This window comes from Sulfurospirillum multivorans DSM 12446 (assembly GCF_000568815.1).
Classification (GTDB): domain Bacteria; phylum Campylobacterota; class Campylobacteria; order Campylobacterales; family Sulfurospirillaceae; genus Sulfurospirillum; species Sulfurospirillum multivorans.
This window is the reverse complement of record NZ_CP007201.1, coordinates 1,064,517-1,082,478: the sequence shown is the minus strand read 5'-3', so window position 1 is coordinate 1,082,478 and position 17,962 is coordinate 1,064,517. Positions and strand designations below refer to the sequence as shown.

The 17,962-nt window shown below is 39.9% G+C and carries 17 protein-coding genes; 12 read left to right on the top strand and 5 right to left on the bottom strand.

Going from position 1 to position 17,962, the window contains the following annotated elements; genetic code table 11:
- Position 1: 1 nt before the first annotated feature.
- Genes minE through ilvC form a run of 3 tightly spaced genes read right to left on the bottom strand, consistent with a single transcriptional unit; the run spans position 2 to position 2,069 of the window.
- Complete coding sequence (gene minE, locus SMUL_RS05510) at positions 2–241, bottom strand: cell division topological specificity factor MinE (RefSeq protein WP_025344260.1); 240 nt, start codon at positions 239–241, stop codon at positions 2–4.
- Positions 238–1,047: a septum site-determining protein MinD gene (minD, locus tag SMUL_RS05505; RefSeq protein ID WP_025344259.1), complete on the bottom strand. Its 810-nt coding sequence runs from the start codon at positions 1,045–1,047 to the stop codon at positions 238–240. The genes minE and minD overlap by 4 nt, the downstream gene beginning before the upstream one ends.
- Positions 1,047–2,069: a ketol-acid reductoisomerase gene (gene ilvC, locus SMUL_RS05500; RefSeq protein WP_025344258.1), complete on the bottom strand. Its 1,023-nt coding sequence runs from the start codon at positions 2,067–2,069 to the stop codon at positions 1,047–1,049. Before ilvC ends, minD begins: the two co-directional genes overlap by 1 nt.
- A gap of 146 nt (positions 2,070–2,215) precedes the next feature.
- Between ilvC and SMUL_RS05495 the strand changes: the two genes are divergently transcribed.
- The 6 genes from SMUL_RS05495 to rpsR all read left to right on the top strand — a co-directional run bounded on the left by SMUL_RS05495 (position 2,216) and on the right by rpsR (position 7,235).
- Positions 2,216–3,028 carry an HDOD domain-containing protein gene (locus tag SMUL_RS05495; RefSeq protein ID WP_025344257.1) on the top strand — a complete coding sequence of 271 codons (813 nt, stop codon included), beginning with the start codon at positions 2,216–2,218 and terminating at the stop codon, positions 3,026–3,028.
- Positions 3,025–4,971: an RNB domain-containing ribonuclease gene (locus tag SMUL_RS05490; protein WP_025344256.1), complete on the top strand. Its 1,947-nt coding sequence runs from the start codon at positions 3,025–3,027 to the stop codon at positions 4,969–4,971. The genes SMUL_RS05495 and SMUL_RS05490 overlap by 4 nt, the downstream gene beginning before the upstream one ends.
- Positions 4,964–5,950 carry a DNA polymerase III subunit delta gene (holA, locus tag SMUL_RS05485; protein ID WP_025344255.1) on the top strand — a complete coding sequence of 329 codons (987 nt, stop codon included), beginning with the start codon at positions 4,964–4,966 and terminating at the stop codon, positions 5,948–5,950. Before SMUL_RS05490 ends, holA begins: the two co-directional genes overlap by 8 nt.
- Before the next feature lie 72 nt (positions 5,951–6,022).
- Positions 6,023–6,430 carry a 30S ribosomal protein S6 gene (gene rpsF / locus SMUL_RS05480; protein ID WP_025344254.1) on the top strand — a complete coding sequence of 136 codons (408 nt, stop codon included), beginning with the start codon at positions 6,023–6,025 and terminating at the stop codon, positions 6,428–6,430.
- Positions 6,431–6,443: 13 nt separating this feature from the next.
- Complete coding sequence (locus SMUL_RS05475; RefSeq protein ID WP_025344253.1) at positions 6,444–6,950, top strand: single-stranded DNA-binding protein; 507 nt, start codon at positions 6,444–6,446, stop codon at positions 6,948–6,950.
- Positions 6,951–6,968: 18 nt separating this feature from the next.
- Positions 6,969–7,235, top strand: a complete 267-nt coding sequence (gene rpsR, locus SMUL_RS05470; RefSeq protein ID WP_012856656.1) for a 30S ribosomal protein S18 — start codon at positions 6,969–6,971, stop codon at positions 7,233–7,235.
- A gap of 46 nt (positions 7,236–7,281) precedes the next feature.
- Here the strand turns inward: rpsR and lon are convergent, their stop codons facing one another.
- On the bottom strand, positions 7,282–9,705 hold the full coding sequence (gene lon / locus SMUL_RS05465) for an endopeptidase La (protein ID WP_025344252.1): 2,424 nt from the start codon (positions 9,703–9,705) through the stop codon (positions 7,282–7,284).
- Positions 9,706–9,820: 115 nt separating this feature from the next.
- Positions 9,821–10,468, bottom strand: a complete 648-nt coding sequence (locus SMUL_RS05460; RefSeq protein WP_025344251.1) for an outer membrane protein assembly factor BamD — start codon at positions 10,466–10,468, stop codon at positions 9,821–9,823.
- 167 nt (positions 10,469–10,635) lie between these two features.
- On the opposite strand from SMUL_RS05460, the gene fliW reads away from it, so the two are divergent.
- The 6 genes from fliW (at position 10,636) to hpf (ending at position 17,940) form a co-directional block, all read left to right on the top strand.
- Entirely contained in the window at positions 10,636–11,031 is a 396-nt protein-coding gene (gene fliW, locus SMUL_RS05455; RefSeq protein ID WP_025344250.1) for a flagellar assembly protein FliW, read from the top strand.
- A gap of 60 nt (positions 11,032–11,091) precedes the next feature.
- Positions 11,092–15,312 (top strand): Calx-beta domain-containing protein, encoded by a 4,221-nt coding sequence (locus SMUL_RS05450; protein WP_025344249.1) that lies wholly within the window; start codon positions 11,092–11,094, stop codon positions 15,310–15,312.
- Positions 15,312–15,950, top strand: a complete 639-nt coding sequence (locus SMUL_RS05445) for a type IV pilus modification PilV family protein (protein ID WP_025344248.1) — start codon at positions 15,312–15,314, stop codon at positions 15,948–15,950. Before SMUL_RS05450 ends, SMUL_RS05445 begins: the two co-directional genes overlap by 1 nt.
- On the top strand, positions 15,947–16,891 hold the full coding sequence (locus tag SMUL_RS05440) for a type II secretion system protein (protein WP_025344247.1): 945 nt from the start codon (positions 15,947–15,949) through the stop codon (positions 16,889–16,891). The genes SMUL_RS05445 and SMUL_RS05440 overlap by 4 nt, the downstream gene beginning before the upstream one ends.
- Entirely contained in the window at positions 16,891–17,337 is a 447-nt protein-coding gene (locus tag SMUL_RS05435; protein ID WP_025344246.1) for a hypothetical protein, read from the top strand. Before SMUL_RS05440 ends, SMUL_RS05435 begins: the two co-directional genes overlap by 1 nt.
- A gap of 90 nt (positions 17,338–17,427) precedes the next feature.
- Positions 17,428–17,940: a ribosome hibernation-promoting factor, HPF/YfiA family gene (gene hpf, locus SMUL_RS05430; protein ID WP_025344245.1), complete on the top strand. Its 513-nt coding sequence runs from the start codon at positions 17,428–17,430 to the stop codon at positions 17,938–17,940.
- The last annotated feature ends 22 nt before the right edge of the window (positions 17,941–17,962 follow it).

Below are 17,962 nucleotides of genomic sequence, written 5' to 3'. Positions count from 1 at the left end.
CTTACTTTCCAAGAATGACTTCGACTTCTAATAACTCAATATTTTGATTCGTTTGAGAGGTAATTTTTACATCTTCAACTTTGGTATACTTGCGAATGACGGCAATGAGATCATTACGCAAATCATCCATATAAGGCAATTTACAACTGGCTCTCTCATGGGCAAGCATGATTTTCAGACGATTTTTTGCCACATCTGCGGTAGGTTTAGAACGACCAAAAAGAGTGTCAAAGAAACTCATTTGAACATTCCTTTCAAGGTTGCCATCAGTCCTTTCTTCGCACGAATGTCTAAAAATTCGACCTCTTCGCCTAAAATACGACGCGCGATATTGCGGTACGCTTCGGCTGAAAGTGATTTGTCTTTGTTGACAATCGGTGAGCCTGTGTTGGTAGAGGTAATAATATCTTCATCATCAGGCACAATACCAATAAGGGGAAGAGCAAGAATACTTAAAACATCGTCAACACTGAGCATATTGCCCGCATCGACCATCTCAGGTTTGATTCGATTGATGATGATGTGTTTTTCGACTTCCAAACCGTTTTTAGCGCGCTCACTTTTGGCATCGATAATGCCAATTACACGATCCGCATCACGAACAGAACTGACATCAGGCGTTGAAACGATCAGGGCACGATCGGCTAGGAAAATAGAGTGCTCAAACCCGCTCTCAATACCCGCAGGTGAGTCGATCATCACGAAATCAAAACTCTCTTTGAGGTTTTCGATCAACGCTTTGACTTTATCTTTATTCAAAATATCTTTATCTTTGGTTTGACTTGCAGGTAAGAAGTAAAGTGATTTGGATTTTTTATCGTTGATCAGCGCTTGTGCAAGGTTACAACGACCCTCCATCACATCGACCACATCATAAACGATGCGATTTTCAAGTCCTAAAATCATGTCAAGATTTCTAAGCCCTATATCAAAGTCAATCGCAACAACTTTTTTGCCTAAATTTGCAAGTCCAACGGCTAGATTAGCAGTGGTGGTGGATTTACCCACCCCACCTTTACCGGACGTTACGGTAATAACTATACCCATTAGTTTTTGTCTTTGTTGATGATTTTTTTAGAAGTGATCCAAGGCATCATGGAGCGAAGTTTCTCACCGGTTTGATTCAAAAGGCTTCTCTCAGTTTTAGCACGTTCTGCGTTCATACGAGTGTAGCCCGCTTTGCGCTCTAAGATAAAATCTTTGGCAAAACGACCATCTTGGATTTCAGCCAAAATCTCTTTCATCGCCGCTTTTGACTCAGCGTTAATGACACGTTTTCCACTGACATAATCACCATACTCAGCAGTGTTAGAGATAGAGTAACGCATATCAGCGATGCCACCTTGGTACATCAAATCAACGATAAGTTTAAGCTCATGCAAACACTCAAAGTATGCCATCTCAGGCTCATAACCCGCTTCGACCAATGTTTGGAAACCCGCTTCGACCAGAGCAGTTGCGCCACCACAAAGAACCGCTTGCTCACCGAAAAGATCGGTCTCCGTTTCATCTTTGAAGGTTGTCTCAATAATACCAGTACGTCCACCACCAATAGCGGAAGCATAACTCAGTGCTAATGCTTTTGCATTGCCTGTCGCATCTTGATCGACCGCGATAAGATCGGGAATTCCTCCGCCGTTTACAAACTCACTTCGTACCGTATGACCTGGCGCTTTTGGAGCGATCATGATGCAGTCAATGCCTTTTGGTGTAACGATTTGACCGTAATGGATGTTAAAACCATGTCCAAAGGCAATCGCTTTACCCGCACTTAAGTTTGGTTTAATTTCAGCAGCAAAGACATCGCCTTGCATCTCATCTGGCAATAAGATCATAATGACATCTGCATATTTGGTAGCTTCGCCAACGCTTAAAACTTTAAACCCTTTTGCTTCTGCTTTTGCCCATGAACTACCATCTTTTCTAAGACCTACAACGACCTCTACACCGCTATCACGAAGATTTTCTGCGTGTGCATGTCCTTGAGAACCAAAACCGATCATCGCTACTTTTTTTGAGCGAATAATGCTTAAATCACAATCTTTGTCATAAAAGACGGTTATTGCCATTTGTCAATCCTTACATGTAATATTAAATGTCGGTATTTTACAGCAACGTTACTTAAAAACGTTACATGTAAACGGGCAAAGGAAACTATAAACCAACAAGAGATAGAATTTGGCTATAAACAAATCACTCGAAATAGGAACCCTTTATGGACGAAAATATTTTAAAAAAAATCAAAGCACTTCCGCCTCTTGACGATACGGTTTTGAAGATTCAGCGTATTTGCGTCGATAAAAATAGCTCCTTAGCGGATCTTGTCAAAGTCGTTGAAAGCGATCCAATGCTCACAGCCAATATCCTAAAATCTTCCAATTCTCCTCTTTACGGCTTTAGCAGAGAGATTAAAAATATCGCCCATGCGGTATCGCTTTTTGGCATGGCAACCGTGCGTGGTTTTGCGCTTTCAAGTGCTATCAAACAAAATATCAAAATCGATCTCTCCCCATATCATCTCTCCAACACAACTTTTTTAGAGATCAGCACGCTTCAAAGCACCTTCATGTTCAAATGGTACTCCAAAGTCAACAAAGCAATGCTTGATGTGCTTCAACCTGCTGCTTTTATGATGGAAGTCGGCAAAATCATCATCGCGCACGAGCTCATTGAACAACAAAAAGAGAGTGCCTTTAAAACGGCGCTTGATTCGATTAAAACACCTCAAGAACTCTCCGTACTCGAAAAAGAGTATGTCGGTTTTTCCAACGAAGAGATCACTGCAAAGATTTTTGAGCAGTGGAATTTAGAGAGTGAACTGGTCGAATCGATCAAGTTTTGCAATGACCCACAGGAGGCTCAAGAGCACATCCGTACGCTCTCAGAAGCACTGAATGTGGTCAGAAACAGCATCAATATCTTCGGACAACTCAATGAGCCTTCCATCAAACACGCACTCACGCTTTTAGAATCATACGGACTTGAGGCTGAGCCATTTTTACAAACCGTAGAGCACTTTAAACAGTGAAAAACTTTCTTCTCAGCCTTAAAGAAGGGGTAGCACAAACTGAGGTGCCAGCCCCTTTTCTCCCCCATTTTCAAACTCTGATCCAACTTCGAGCACTTACCTCAAACAATGGTATTTTTGAGCTTGAGCCTTCCCATGTCGTGGGCAAAATGGACGTTTCATTTAGCGGAACAGGCTATTTAAGCGCCTTAGAAGCGACACGTTCCAAAGACCTCATTGTCGAAGCTTCAGGACTTCATGGTGCGATGCGAGGCGATTTGGTGGTTGCCAAACGTGTCACCAACAAACGAGGCGGACGCGCCAAAGCCGTCGTTGTCTACATTGCCCAGCGCGCTTTTGCCAAAAGCATCGTCTACACCAAAATGAGCAAGGGCAAAGTCGTTGGCGTTAATGTCAAAAACGCATCCATCTTTGAGATCACCGCAAGTCAAAAATCGCTCAAGCAACTTCCATTGGGAAGTGTTTTAAAGATCGATAATATCACCAATGCCATCGAAGAAGTTTTAGGAGTACTGGATGATCCCTTAGTCGATGAGAAAATCTCTTTGGCGCTGTTTGATAAAAAAGAGTTTTTCAGTAAAGAAGCTGAAACTGAGGCTAAAAGTCATGGCGATTTTGTGGACAAAGCGTACTATCCGCACCGTGTTGACCTTACCCATTTACCCTTTTGTACGATTGATCCAGTAGACGCCAAAGACTTTGATGATGCGATCTATTTTGATGTTGCAAACTACATTCTCTACGTGGCGATTGCCGATGTCAGCGAATACGTTTATGCGATGGGCGCGATTGATAAAGAGGCAATTGAGCGCGGTTTTTCGATCTATTTTCCTCACAAATCCATTCCGATGTTGCCCCGTTCATTAAGTGAAAATATCTGCTCCCTCAAACCCAACGTCGACCGTCTTGCCTACACCTTTAAAATCACCCTCGATCCGCTTACATGTAAACCGATCAAAGAGGAGCTTTTTGAGAGCATCATCCACTCCACAAAGCGCTACACCTACGAGAAAATCGATCTTTTCTTGCAAGGTAAAACAGATGATGCAGATGCCGCCGATCAAACGATCTTAGCCTACCTTTTACCTCTGCATTTACTGACACAAAAACTACGCGACATGAGGCTTGAAAATGCCTTTTCCTTTCGCTCTTCCGAAGTCAGAATGCGAGTTGATGCAGACCAAAACTTAATTTCCACCACCGTAGAAGAAGAGACGCCATCACACGGTTTGATTGAAGATTGTATGCTTTTAGCCAATAAAGCGGCGGCTAAAAAACTGGGCTTTGGCATCTTTAGAACGCACGAAAGCCCTTCATACGAGCGCATGGAGATGCTTTTAAACGACCTTGCACTTATTGGGATCAATGCCAAACTCAGCTCCGATATTCCTAAAATGATCCAAGGTATTCAAGCCAAAGCCGATGTTCTAGGGCTTCGTGAAGAGGTCGATAAACTCATCATTAAAAGCCAAAAAAAGGCGATTTATGAGCCTGAAAACAAGGGGCATTTTGGACTCGGTTTTGACATCTACACCCATTTCACCTCCCCCATTCGTCGTTACAGTGACCTCACACTCCACCGCCTTTTAAAAGCGAAAATGGCAAATGACGAGAAAAAGCTCACCTTTTTACTCAAAGACATCGCGCCATTGTGTGAGCAAATAAGCGCACTAGAGCGAGAGAGTGATAAAGTAGCATGGGATTATATGGACCGCAAATTTGCGCGCTACATGGCGTTACATGTAGGCGATAATTTCAAAGCGATTGTCGTGGAAACCGAACAAAATCCTATCGCAAAACTAGATGATGAACTCAAAGGTGCGCGCATCTTTTTACTCGACAATGATGTGCATTTGTTACAACGCATTGAAGTTAAAATCGTCGAGAGCAATATCGCAACGGCTCGCATTTATGCCAGAGTAACCAGGAGTTTTGATGTATAAAAGAGAATTTGAAGGCGTTTTAAAAGCCAACAAAGCCCCAAAATCAACACTTTTGTACGGGGCATGTGCCTATCAAAACAACGCTCTTGCCCACCAACTTCTCACACTGCTACAAGCGGCGAGCGAAGAGAAAGTGATGATGTATTTTGATGAGTACAACTTCACATCCGCTAAAAATTTTCTCTCCCAATCTTCGCTCTTTGGTGATCGCAATATCTTGATCGTTAAAACCGATAAAACGATTCCTTCTAAAGAGGTTGAAACCCTTGTGAGTCTCTGCGCCAAAAACGATTCAAGCTATTTCATCTATCAGTATTTTGGCGAAGATAAAAAAGCAACGCCTCTGACAAAATTTTTTGAAAAACAACATGACGGTGCCTTTCTCCGTCTCTTTAAAGCTGATTTTAACGAAGCAATGCAGTTACTTCAAAACCACGCCAATGCGGTTGGGCTCTCCATTGACCGCTACGCATTGCAACATCTCTACATGATCCACTCTGAAGATCTCTCCTTATGTGTCAATGAGTGCGAAAAACTTTTGGTGCTCGGTCGTGAAATTGGCATCAACGATATTAATACTCTTGTGTATGGACTCGGTTCTGTTTCTATGGATCATTTCATCACGAAACTGTTAGAGAAAAAAGACATTAAAGAGGAGTTTGAACGTCTCGTTGAAGGCGATGGCGTTGAAGAAATTCGCATTATTAACGCGATTCAAGCGCATGTGTCTCAGCTCTTTTTATTTCATGCCTATATTAAACTGCACGGTGCGTTCGATGCCAAAGCCATTCTTGGGTACCCTCTTCCCCCACAGCTTGCGGCGCAACGCTCGCAGCACTCGATTAAAATTGATCTCGCAACCTATCAAAAACTTTCATCCCAACTGATCGATGCAGAGTACCGTTTGAAAAAAATTGGGAACATTGAAAAGAGCAGTTACCTGCTTTCAAGCTTAATAAAACTTCAAAGTTATTTGTAGTATAATCCACGCCTATTCTAAAAATCCTTACTCAAATACACACTATTTGGGTGAAATCCAGAAGGAGAAACGATGCGACATTATGAGTTGCTTGTTGTAGTAAAACCTACATTAACCGTAGAAGAACTACAAGCAAAACTAAACTATCTAAAAGAAATTTTAGAGAAAAACGGTGCAGTGATCGCTGCAACACTTGAGATGGGTACACGTAAACTTGCGTATCAAATCGATAAATTTGAGCGTGGAACGTATGTAGTATTCTACTTTACTTCCCCAACACCTGCTATTGCTGAAGTTGAGAGACTTATCAGAATTACTGAAGAGTTTATTCGCTTTATGACTGTTAAATTTGAAAATCAAAAAGAGCTTAGATTTTGGAACAAACAAGTTGAAAAAATCACTAAAAAAAGTGATGCACCAGCTCCTGCGGTTGTCGAATCTAAAGAGATCGTAGAAGAAACTGTTACAACTGAAGCTTAATTAAGGAGCCATGATGTTCAATAGAGTCGTTATGCTTGGAAACCTCACACGTGACTGCGAGCTTCGTTACCTCCCTAGTGGTGGTGCGGTTTGTACCACTGGACTTGCGACCAATCGTCGCTTCAAAAAGCAAGATGGAAGCCAAGGCGAAGAGGTTTGCTTTATCGACATCACTTTTTTTGGACGTACTGCAGAGATCGCTAACCAATACCTTAGCCGTGGCAAAAAAGTATTGGTAGAAGGTCGTTTAAAGCTCGATCAATGGACCGACCAACAAGGTGTAAAGCGCTCAAAGCACTCTATTACCGTTGAAACACTCCAGATGATTGACTCACGCGGTGGACAAGAGAGTGGTGGCGTTGAGGGTGGAAGTTATGGTGAACCAACAGGAACACCGAATGTTGGCTACAACAATGCTAACGCACAAAAACCTGCAGCCTATCCAAAACAGACGACTCCTGAATACAGTGGTCATGAGATTCCGGACATCGATATTAACGATGACGAAATACCGTTTTAGCACATAAAAGGATAAAAAATGGCAGAGAAAAGAAAATTTGCACGCAAATACTGCAAATACTGTGAAGCAAAAGTAGAATACATTGACTATAAAGATGCAAAAATTTTGAGACATTCTCTCTCCGAGAGATACAAAATTATGCCACGTCGTTTGACAGGTAACTGCAAAAGACATCAAGAGATGGTAGAACTAGCGATCAAACGCGCTCGTGCTACAGCAGTGATTCCTTACATCATCGACACTCAAAAAGTCGTTGCTGTGCCTTTCGAACAACTTCAACAATAAGTCTTACATGTAAAGCTAGATGGTCTCCCATCTAGCTTCTTCTTCTCTACTTCACTAACGCATACTCCAACACTTCTTCCACACGAGATACTGGGATGATTTTCATCTTCTCTTTGACTTCATCAGGAATTTCATCGAGATCTCTCTCATAGTTTTTCTTAGGAATGAGTGCTGTTTTAATTTTCGCTTTATACGCCGCTATCAGTTTTTCTTTCAGTCCACCAATCGGCAATACTTTTCCCGTTAAGGTCAATTCACCTGTCATAGCAAGATCACTTTTCACTTTTTTATCGCACAATATCGAAGCAATCGCCGTTGCCATCGTCACACCTGCACTTGGTCCATCTTTGGGAGTAGCGCCTTCTGGTACGTGAATGTGAAGATCAAAACGTCTGTAAACATCGCTAGGTTCTACCTGTTTGGCATTCTCTTCTTTATCCATTCCTGTGGTTGGAATGATGGAAAGCGGTACATCGATCTTGCCATTATCGATCAAGACTTTGACCACACTCAGAGCAATTTTGGCAGACTCTTTCATAACATCGCCGAGTGAACCAGTGATCTGAATGCCACCTTTGCCTTGAATGCGAATCGCTTCTACTTTGAGCACATCGCCACCGACACTGGTCCATGCCAGCCCATTGACGATGCCCACACTGTTCTCTTTATCGACTTCGTCAATTTCAAAGACCGTTTTTGGCAAATACTCTTTTAAATTGCTGTTGGTAATGCTCACTTTGTCGATCGCTGGATCAATCAAAAGTTGTTTGGCTACTTTTCGCAAAATATCGGCAATGCGACGACGCAAATTTCTAACACCCGATTCACGCGTGTAATTTGAGATGATAAGTTGTAGCGTAGGCTTAGAGATGTTAATCTCATTGTTTTTCAAACCATGTTTTTTAAGCTCTTGGGGAATGAGATATTTTTTAGCGATCTCGTACTTCTCTTGCGGCGTATAGGAATTGACAAAAATAAACTCCATACGATCACGAAGCGGTGCGGGGATCGAGCCTATTTCATTCGCTGTCGCGATAAAGATCACTTTGCTAAGATCAATGTTAAAGTTCAGATAATAATCTCTAAACTTGTTATTTTGCTCAGGATCAAGCACTTCTAAAAGCACCGCCGTTGGATCGCCTCTGAAGCTTCGTGCGACCTTGTCGATCTCATCTAAAACCACCACCGGATTCATCTCTTCGGCTTCGATGATACCTTGAACAATACGCCCAGGCATCGCGCCAATGTAGGTGCGTCTGTGACCTCGAAGTTCATTAACATCTTCGAGTCCTCCCAAAGCGATACGAACCAATTTACGCTTCAAAGCCTTCGCTATCGAGTTTGCCAAAGAGGTTTTACCCACACCTGGAGGGCCTGCAAAACATAAGATTGCCCCATTGGCATTTTTTTCAGCAATGCCACGTTTTGCGAGCAATTCACGCACGGCAAAAAATTCTTCGATACGCTCTTTGGGTTTTTCAAGCGAATAATGGTCTTTATCGAGCTGTGATTTGACCTCTAGGACGTCAAGGTTTTTCTTAGCCGCTTTACCAAACGGAATCTCAATGACCCAGTCAAGATAGCTTTGAATCAAGTTTGCATCCGCAGAATCTGGGTGCATGCGGGAGAGTTTATCGATCTGTTTTTTGATCTCTTTGTACGCATCCTCTTCCATGTACTCTTTTTTAGCTTCAAGCTTTTTACGGTACTCTTCGATCTCTTCTTCGCGTTGGTTATCAGTTCCTAGCTCTTTTTGAATCTGCTTCAGTTGCTCTTTTAAAAAATACTCTTTATTCACTTTTTCAATCTGTGAATGCACTTTTGTTTTGATCTCTTTTTTAAGACGACTTGACTCAATCTCTTCGATCACATAATCAATCAGTTGGAGAAGTCTGGTCTCATCATCTTCTTCGACAAACAGCTTATAGGCTTGCTCTTTTTTGAGTTTCATGCTACTCGCGACAAGATCGGTAATGCGATGAATATCGCTGTTATCTTCAATGGTTTTAATAAGATCAGGTGGAAATTGACCGCCGAGTGATCCAAGAAGAGAAACTTTTTCGCGTAAAACAGCCAAGGTTGCGTCTACTTTCATTGCTTCTGAGCGATGTGTTGGAATTAGCTCTATCGTTGCGCGAAGGGGTGTGCTCGTGAGCTCTTTTAAAATTCTTCCTTTTTGCATTCCTTGAAAAAGAATCTTAACGCGTCCATCAGGAAGATCAACCTTACGCATGATAGAACCGATAACGCCTGCTGGGTAAATAGCATTAAAATCGCGTCCGTGTTCACTGCCCACTTTGGCGGTACAGACCATGACTAAAGAGTTGTGATCCAGAGCATCGTTCGCCGCACGAATGTTCTCTTCATCCGTTAAAAAAAGAGGGGAAATCATAAAAGGGTATAAAAATAGATTGTCTTCTACGACAATGGGTATGTCCGCTGGAAATGCGGTATAGTCGCTGAGTTTCATCGCTCAATCTCCGTTATGTGTGTTTTATAATAGTTTACATGTAAGGGCATAAGAGCTAAGCCCTTATGCGATAATTAGATTGTATAGTAAAGAAGTAAATAAAAAGTTTTAAGAACTACTGTTTTTCAAACCAAGAACGGTACCATGGTATCGCAGGTTCTATACTTTTAGCGCCACCCAATGAAGATTTGTTCAGTTTTTCTTCATACGATTTTGCAGCTTCTGGCTTGTCCACTCTCTCGTAAAGATCTTTGATGTTCGTATCTAAAAGATACTCACCCAACTCCAAACGTACCAAAACCGTCTCCGCTAGAGGGCGAAATTTGGAATTTGGATAACGCGCAAGAAAATCTTTGGTTTGCGTAATGGTGTCGATCAGCAACTGTTGATTACGATTTGGATTTGGGAATGCTTCGTAATTTGCTTTGATTTTCATGTAACGAACATGATCTGCATTGGCTTTGCTACCATAACGTTTGAGGTACTCATCCAAATAAAAGTTTGCCAAAACATACTCTTCATCTTGAATGTGCGCGTTGGCTAGCATCGTCATCGCTTCAGGTAAAAGTGGGGATTCGATATGCTCACTGGCCAATGAGGTGTAAAGCGAGTCTGCTTTTTCCAAATCTTGGTTCTTGATCTCTTTTGCGATCTCTTCATACCAATAGGTTGCTGGCATATTGAAAACCTCTTTATCTTTAGAGGCACAACCGCTCATAAAAGCCACCAATGACGCCACAATAAGAACATTTGCTATCTTCATTCACTCTATCCTTTGTGTTAAAAAAACCTATTGTATCTTCTTTTTTGTTATCTTAAAATAAAACGAGATTTTTTCGCTTTGAAGTCGATTTCTTTTGTGCCGCTTGCCTTATTTAACATACAAAATGATACAATAGATGAAATATTTGTTTTTTAAAAAGGAATAGTATGATCTTCTCTGTGAAAGCGCCGATCCCTGGATTTGAAACCATCAAAGAGGTAGAACTGGAAAAAATTGATGAGTTTTTCGTCAAATTTATCTCGAAATCCGATCCGACCACCTTTACACTGATTAACCCTTTTATGCTTCGCCCTTACGAATTTGAAATCCCTGAATACTTTAGAACCCTGCTAGAGATCAACGAAAAATCGAACATTCTTATCTTAAACATCATGATTATCGCCACACCAATCGAAACCTCAACGATTAACTTCATCGCCCCACTCGTCTTCAATGTCGACAACCAAAGCCTAGCACAAGTCGTACTAGACGCCAATCAACATCCTGATTTTGGTTTGATGGAGAGTATTTCACTGTTTTTGAATAAAGAGAAATCTGAGTAGAACGTGAAATGTTTAATGCGTTTTTGGCTTTTACATGTAAAGATATATTAGAGGTAATGTATGAAAAAAAACAGTCTTATCTTCAATGTGATGAAAACTTTTTTATTTTTTATTTGTATACATACATTACTTTTTGCTGAATCACCTGATTATCCAGGTAATTGTAGTAATCCAACAACTGCAAGTACATTTGGATTTTTAACATCGACATCTACTATCAATAAGCTAGGAAATGCTACGTATACAAGATATTGGAATGGATGGGGATGGTGGGGGGAATGGGTATATACGGAAGATAATGACTTTTTTTTGCTTACTACACCAAAAGCAGGAACATTGACCATTACGATAAGCGGTTCAAATGCTTTTTTTACCACAGCAAACAATTCATGCCCAACGAGAAATAGTACATCACGAACAACCTATACAATTCACTTAGACAGTGCAACTACTAATTTTAATATTGGTGTCTTTTCAAATTTGGGTTTTTCTCCTGATTATACTCTTTCCGTCACATTCACCCCAGATATAATTACACCTTCATTTTCGATTGCTGATACAACTTTAAACGAAGGAAATGCTGGCATATATACCAAAAACATTCCAGTAACTCTCTCTGATACTGATGGCAATACTGTTACTGTTAACTATGCTACATCCAATGGAACTGCCACTACAGGCAGCGATTACAATGCAACTTCAGGAACACTAACATTTTCAGGAAGTACAACCATACAAAATATTCCTGTGAAAATCAATGGTGATACGACAAATGAAAACGATGAATATTTTTATATCACACTATCGAATGCTACAGGTGGAGCAACAATTAAAGATAATCGTGCAACAATTACTCTACTCAATGATGATGGAGGGGCTGTTCATTCAGGTGGTCGAGATTTTTTGATTCGTAATCCAATTAGTACACAAAACATTAAAGGAAACATCAAAGTTATAGGAAATACTGTGTTATGCTATAAGCAAAATGGACAATGTGTGGACACAAACTCTGCAAATAACCAAGTAAGTCTTAGCTTTATTGATACGAGTAGTACAGTTCATACATATAACAATTCTTCTCAAGCTCAAATATCTAGTGTTCCATCTACAGCAAAAGTTCTTTGGGCTGGACTATACACCCAAGGATATATGGGTAGAAATTATAATGATACTACTTCTGCGCTTATGGGAACGCCTGTTTATCTGATAACACCAAGCGGTACCTCTATTGCTACGACACCTAATGTTATCGATGTTTATGAGTATACAGATAACCATTATACGTACTCAACATTTAGTGAAGTCCCTACACTAAAAGGTATGACAGGTAGCCAAATAAATGGATACTTTACAGGTGCTAATATCAAGGCACGGGAAGGAGATGATGATGGAACACTTGGGTATTTTGCTGCTTGGTCCTTGGTTGTTATTTACCAAGATGACTCAGAGTCTCTTAAAAATATTTCAGTATTTGATGGATATAAACGTGTTTCTAACGATACTGGGTACCAAAATGTAGATATTACTGTTGATGGGTTTTTAACACCAACAAGCGGTAATGTTAACTCAGCTCTTTCAGTATTTATAGGAGAAGGTGATAAGAATATTGTTGGAGATTCTATATTCCTTAACAATATCCAAATTCCAGATGTAGATAATGACAATGCTTTTAACTCTACGGTAAATGGCTTTACACCTAATCCAAATCCTGTCAATTTCCAAGGAATTGACATACACAATTATGATGTTGGTATTGATGGTAATACATCTCATGCCCAAATTATTGGTAACAGTGAAACGAGTGCAACAATAAGATTGCATACTGAAAGATATACCGATAATAGTTCCGATACTTATTTCCCAAGTATGGTTGCTTTTACAACAGAGCTTTATGAACCACGTGTTTGCTATGTCGAAGCTTATTATACAGAAGATGGAAATACAACCCTAACAAGCGCAAATGTTGGTGATATTATTACCATTAAAACATGGATCGCTAATATGAAAAAAGATGCCAGTGATGGCAACTTAGAAACAGCAGAAAAGGTTGAAATCACCATGGAACATGATGATACCAACCTTGCATACCAATCAGAAAGCACAAAAATACAAAATGTTGGAGAGAGTGCATATAGTAGCAAAACAGATGCAAGTGATAGTGATATAGCGACATTTATCTCTGATACAAATAGCTCAGTATGGCACATTAGAACAGGCGCAAATGCTACAAATGGTGGTGATTTAACACCGAATGTCACCAATGATGCTGCAAATAAAGCCTATATTTCATTTAAAGAAAAAATACAAACATCAGGCGATATTACTATCGCGAATATCTATAAAGTCTCTTATGAAAACTCTAGTATGGGACTTCGCATAGGAGATGAATCACCAGTAAATATTGGTGTTTGTAAAGATTTTAATGCTTCAATTGCTGTAAGTGCCCCATTAGGTGTTTTTAATGTTGTTAATCAAAATTTCACAGGCACAACTGACCCAAAAGATACTACTAGTAGCCTAAATGCGTTGTATACACAAATTGCAGGCAAAGCTTTTAATGTCAAAGTTTTAGCACTCGATTCAGATTATATAACACTTAAAAGCTATACTGGAGATGTTAATCTTAGTTTAGTTACGACACCAAATTATTTAGCATCTGAGACAGATGATCAAAAACAAGCTAAGTGTAATGCGGCAACATCATTAACTGACGCTAAAACAATCTCTTTTGCGAATGAAAACTCGAAAACAGTAACACTTGACGATTACACTAAAGCATATAAAGATATCAGCTTTAAAATTACCTATGACAATAATGGAACAATAAGTTATGTCTGCTCACGCGATAATTTTTCAATTAGACCGGAAAGATATAGTATTGATTTAAATGAAACTAAATTAATTGGAGGAAAACAATATCTATTTGATTTGAATGCGACGCTTTATCAACACGATACCAATATTTCAGGATACAATCAAACAATTCCACAGACTATTGATCAAAATGTCAGTGAAGGGCTTGCTCCATTATTTTTCCCTGCAACATGTATTGGATTAAATACAGATAGAACTATAGCTACGCCTGCTGTTACATTTACAGAAGGCAGTAATAAAACTACACGCTATACATTTAATAATGTGGGAAAGGTTCTTATTAGCATTGATGATAAACTATGGACAAAGATTGATCAAAGTGCTTATAATAGCAAAGGATATAGTGATTGTATTGAGAACAGTTCGTCTAGTGCCGCCAATAACGGACAAATCGGTTGTACAATATCTGGTAGTAAAACCTTTACTTTTGTACCAAAACAGTTCAATAATGAATTGGCCCTCCAAAATTTTAACGATGGTAATTTTACATATCTCTCTAATGATGGGAATATGAGCGCAATACTTCGCTTGACTACCACAGCTATCTTGGATGATAATGCAACAGCAACATTCTATACAGCAGGATGTTATGCAGAAGATGTTAATTATACTATTAGTGTAAGAAATTTTAATTTATTCAATAATACGACCAGAAATCTTATTCATTATTTTAAAGACGAAAATGACACAACATCCATATTAGTAAATAATCTCGTAGCAGGTGAAGGCAATTTTAGCTCAACCGAAGGTAATTTTACAAATGGCGTTGCACAAAATTTAAAAATGTTGTTTAATTTTGATCGTAACAGTACACAAGCGTATGATCCATTTAAAATTGCAAAAAGTGATTTTAATATTACAGCAATTATTGATGATCAAAATACAACTGGTTCTGATTTCAATCGCACAACAGATCAAAATGCTACTTTTTACTATGGTCGAGTCTATTCAACGGATTATCGTGGTACAAGCCCTATTAATACAACTATACGTTATGAGGTTTATTGTAAAGATTGTAATCGAACAGATATGAATATTACAGGAATGCAAAGCCCAACATCACTTAATTGGTATCAAAATACCTTCCACGTAATAACTGATGGAAATGTCACAACATTTTCTTCAATAGGCACAACACTGATCAATGACCTTAATACAACAACATCAGGATTTATCGCCAATGGGATTGAGAACAATACTCTTGGAAATGCTGTAGTACCCTATACTGATCGTATTCAAATGACACCTTCATCATGGCTACTTTATAATCAGTACAATGCAGGGGCTACGACTAATGACTTTACTGTAGAATTTATACGTGCAGGAAATTGGGCAGGACAAGGGAACCTTGGAAGAACGGTTGATGTAAATACTTCCATTCGAACAAATAGAAGGATGGAATGGTAATGACGCGTTCTGCTATGTCTATGATAGAGCTTGTTTTTGCCATAGTTATTATGGGAATTGCCGTGATGAGTTTACCATTGATCTTAACGCAAGTACAAAGTAACAATGCCTTTGCGATGCAACAAGAAGCCATTTTAGCCGCAAAAGCCAAAATAGGAGACATGCTTACGTATGAATGGGATGCAAATAGCTTCAACGCTGCTACTCAGCGCTCTTATGTATTAGATGCCATAAATGGCAATTTTTTGCTTCGACGTGTAGGAGCAACAAACATGCGACTTGGACATGTCCAAGCTGAAAGTAGACGCAAATTTCCTGATGCAATTATATTCGCTTCTGCTATCGGCGCAGACGTAACTGTACCATTGATTGTTAATGCAGGAGAAAATGCTGGAGCATTGGATTATGTTTTCACTTTAAACCTGACAACAAGCGTTAATTATGCAGAAGATAACGCAACCTACAGCAATACACCACTGAATGACTTTACATTTAATCCTGATAATGCACCTGCAACGCCAACCAATATTAAAGTTATTTCTGTCACGGTTTCAGGAGGAGAGCAAAACATTACGTTGCGTGCCTTTACATGTAACATCGGTGAATCGACACTTCTTCCTTCAAGGCCTTACCGATGAAAAAACGCACTGCTTTTACGATGATAGAGTTGGTGATGGTCATTGTGGTATTGGGTATTGTGGCTAGTATTGGCGCTGAGATTGTTACGAAGCTTTATGAAAATTACTTACGAACACGCGCTATCAACCAACTTCAAAGTCAAACCGAGATTACGTTAGAGCAAATCGCAAAACGGTTGCAATTTCGCATCAAAGACAGTGTTAGAGCAAGCGATGATAATGGCACTACATGGTCTGCGCTTCCTAGTGCTATAGTGGGTTTTGGTATCATCGAATGGATCGGTATCAGCAATGAGAGTTTTTTGGGTGAATGGGACGGTGCTTCAGTCGTTCCAGGATGGAGTGGATTGATTGATATGGAACATGCAAATACTGCATTAGCAACTCTTACACTAGAAACACCTGGTAGCAGACTTGATTTCGCTAACAATACAATCAATGCGCTCACTAATAATACTGTCACAATGGATGTAGCTGGGACAAATCGTCCTGCCATAATTTTTAAAGGTACAAAGCCGGGTACGTTTGCAAATTATTATCCACCTACTCCAACCTACGAGAATAATGTTACATGTATTGCAAATAATTGTGCTGCCAATCCTACAACGTTTAGTCTTCCTGGCGGATTGGCTAATTTGAATGGAAATGCAAATGGCGATTTGTATGAGCAATATTATCTTGTACATACTGCCTATGCTCTTGTACCTATAGGAGGAGCAAATGACTTCAATCTTACACTACGTTATAACTATCAACCGTGGGCAGGTGAGGCATATGATGACGCTGCCGTTGTCGCGGCAGAACGCATTTTGGCTGAGCACGTCAGCACGTTTCGTATCCGTCAAGATGGTGATGTGGTGCGTATCAAGCTTTGCATTCATGACAATAACCAAAGTGGCAACTTCGACTTTAGTGCTTGCAAAGAGAAGGTGATATACTAATGCGTAAAGGATTTTCACTGATCACTGCGATTGTGTTTATGGTACTTGTTGCTTCCATAGCGGCACTTTCACTCTCTTTTTCAACGTTTTCAACCAAACAAACGACTGATCTCTTTCTAAGAGAACAAGCGGAACTTCTACTGCAAAGTGGCACGGAGTTTGCCCTTCTTGCGATTAGTGGGCATAATATTGCGGTTAATGGCTGTCTTAATGCTATTAATTCACAATACCCACAAACGAACGCAGCTGCAATCTTTGATATTAACATCACAATCAATTATATGGGAAATGGTCTGCCTGTAGGGTGCAATATACTCAGCAATACGGTAGATACCAATGACTCCAATGTCACCGTTATCATCGACACGATTGTCGAAACAACCCCTGGCAATAACATCTCCACAGAGCCCATTCGCCTTCATCGCCGTACCATCCAAAAGCCGTAAAATCAGCCCAAAATTCTCCTTTTCATTTAAGGTTTTATTTGTTATACTGACTCTACAAACCCTTGAAAGAGGGAAGGAAAAGGAGACAAGATGAACACCAGTATCGTAGGTAAACAATTTGATTTGACGGAGCCAATTAAGGCTTATGTTGATGGAGCTGTTGATGCTCTTGGCAAATACAATTTGGACATTATCTCTGTGCGTACTGTGATTTCAGCCGATGAAAAAAACGGCAAAAAAGGCTTTAATGTCGAGTTTGCGATTAACATGGCGCATAAAAACACGGTTGTTATTCAACAAAAAGACAAAGATGTCTATGCCGCGGTTGATCTCGCCGTTGAGAGAGCAAAAAAAGTCTTACGTCGTCACCATGATAAAATTACCAATTACAAAGCTGAAGAACTCGTTGTTGCCGAAGAAAACAGTGAAGGAAGCGACGATGAGATCGTGCCAATTCGCCTTGACAGCTACAAACCTGTCGAAGTCGAAGATGCGATGAATGAGCTTAAAGCTTCTGATAAACAGTTTATCGTTTTCCATGATATGGAAGATAAATTCCGCGTGATGTATAAAAAAACCGACGGAAGATTCGGTCTTTATTAATACCTTTTAAAATCGCAAGAGG

Coding starts and splice junctions, on each gene's coding strand:
- minE (WP_025344260.1), bottom strand. CDS start 241: ATGAGTTTCTTTGACACTCTTTTTGGTCGTTCTAAACCTACCGCAGAT.
- minD (WP_025344259.1), bottom strand. CDS start 1,047: ATGGGTATAGTTATTACCGTAACGTCCGGTAAAGGTGGGGTGGGTAAA.
- ilvC (WP_025344258.1), bottom strand. CDS start 2,069: ATGGCAATAACCGTCTTTTATGACAAAGATTGTGATTTAAGCATTATT.
- SMUL_RS05495 (WP_025344257.1), top strand. CDS start 2,216: ATGGACGAAAATATTTTAAAAAAAATCAAAGCACTTCCGCCTCTTGAC.
- holA (WP_025344255.1), top strand. CDS start 4,964: ATGTATAAAAGAGAATTTGAAGGCGTTTTAAAAGCCAACAAAGCCCCA.
- rpsF (WP_025344254.1), top strand. CDS start 6,023: ATGCGACATTATGAGTTGCTTGTTGTAGTAAAACCTACATTAACCGTA.
- SMUL_RS05475 (WP_025344253.1), top strand. CDS start 6,444: ATGTTCAATAGAGTCGTTATGCTTGGAAACCTCACACGTGACTGCGAG.
- rpsR (WP_012856656.1), top strand. CDS start 6,969: ATGGCAGAGAAAAGAAAATTTGCACGCAAATACTGCAAATACTGTGAA.
- lon (WP_025344252.1), bottom strand. CDS start 9,705: ATGAAACTCAGCGACTATACCGCATTTCCAGCGGACATACCCATTGTC.
- SMUL_RS05460 (WP_025344251.1), bottom strand. CDS start 10,468: ATGAAGATAGCAAATGTTCTTATTGTGGCGTCATTGGTGGCTTTTATG.
- fliW (WP_025344250.1), top strand. CDS start 10,636: ATGATCTTCTCTGTGAAAGCGCCGATCCCTGGATTTGAAACCATCAAA.
- SMUL_RS05450 (WP_025344249.1), top strand. CDS start 11,092: ATGAAAAAAAACAGTCTTATCTTCAATGTGATGAAAACTTTTTTATTT.
- SMUL_RS05445 (WP_025344248.1), top strand. CDS start 15,312: ATGACGCGTTCTGCTATGTCTATGATAGAGCTTGTTTTTGCCATAGTT.
- SMUL_RS05440 (WP_025344247.1), top strand. CDS start 15,947: ATGAAAAAACGCACTGCTTTTACGATGATAGAGTTGGTGATGGTCATT.
- SMUL_RS05435 (WP_025344246.1), top strand. CDS start 16,891: ATGCGTAAAGGATTTTCACTGATCACTGCGATTGTGTTTATGGTACTT.
- hpf (WP_025344245.1), top strand. CDS start 17,428: ATGAACACCAGTATCGTAGGTAAACAATTTGATTTGACGGAGCCAATT.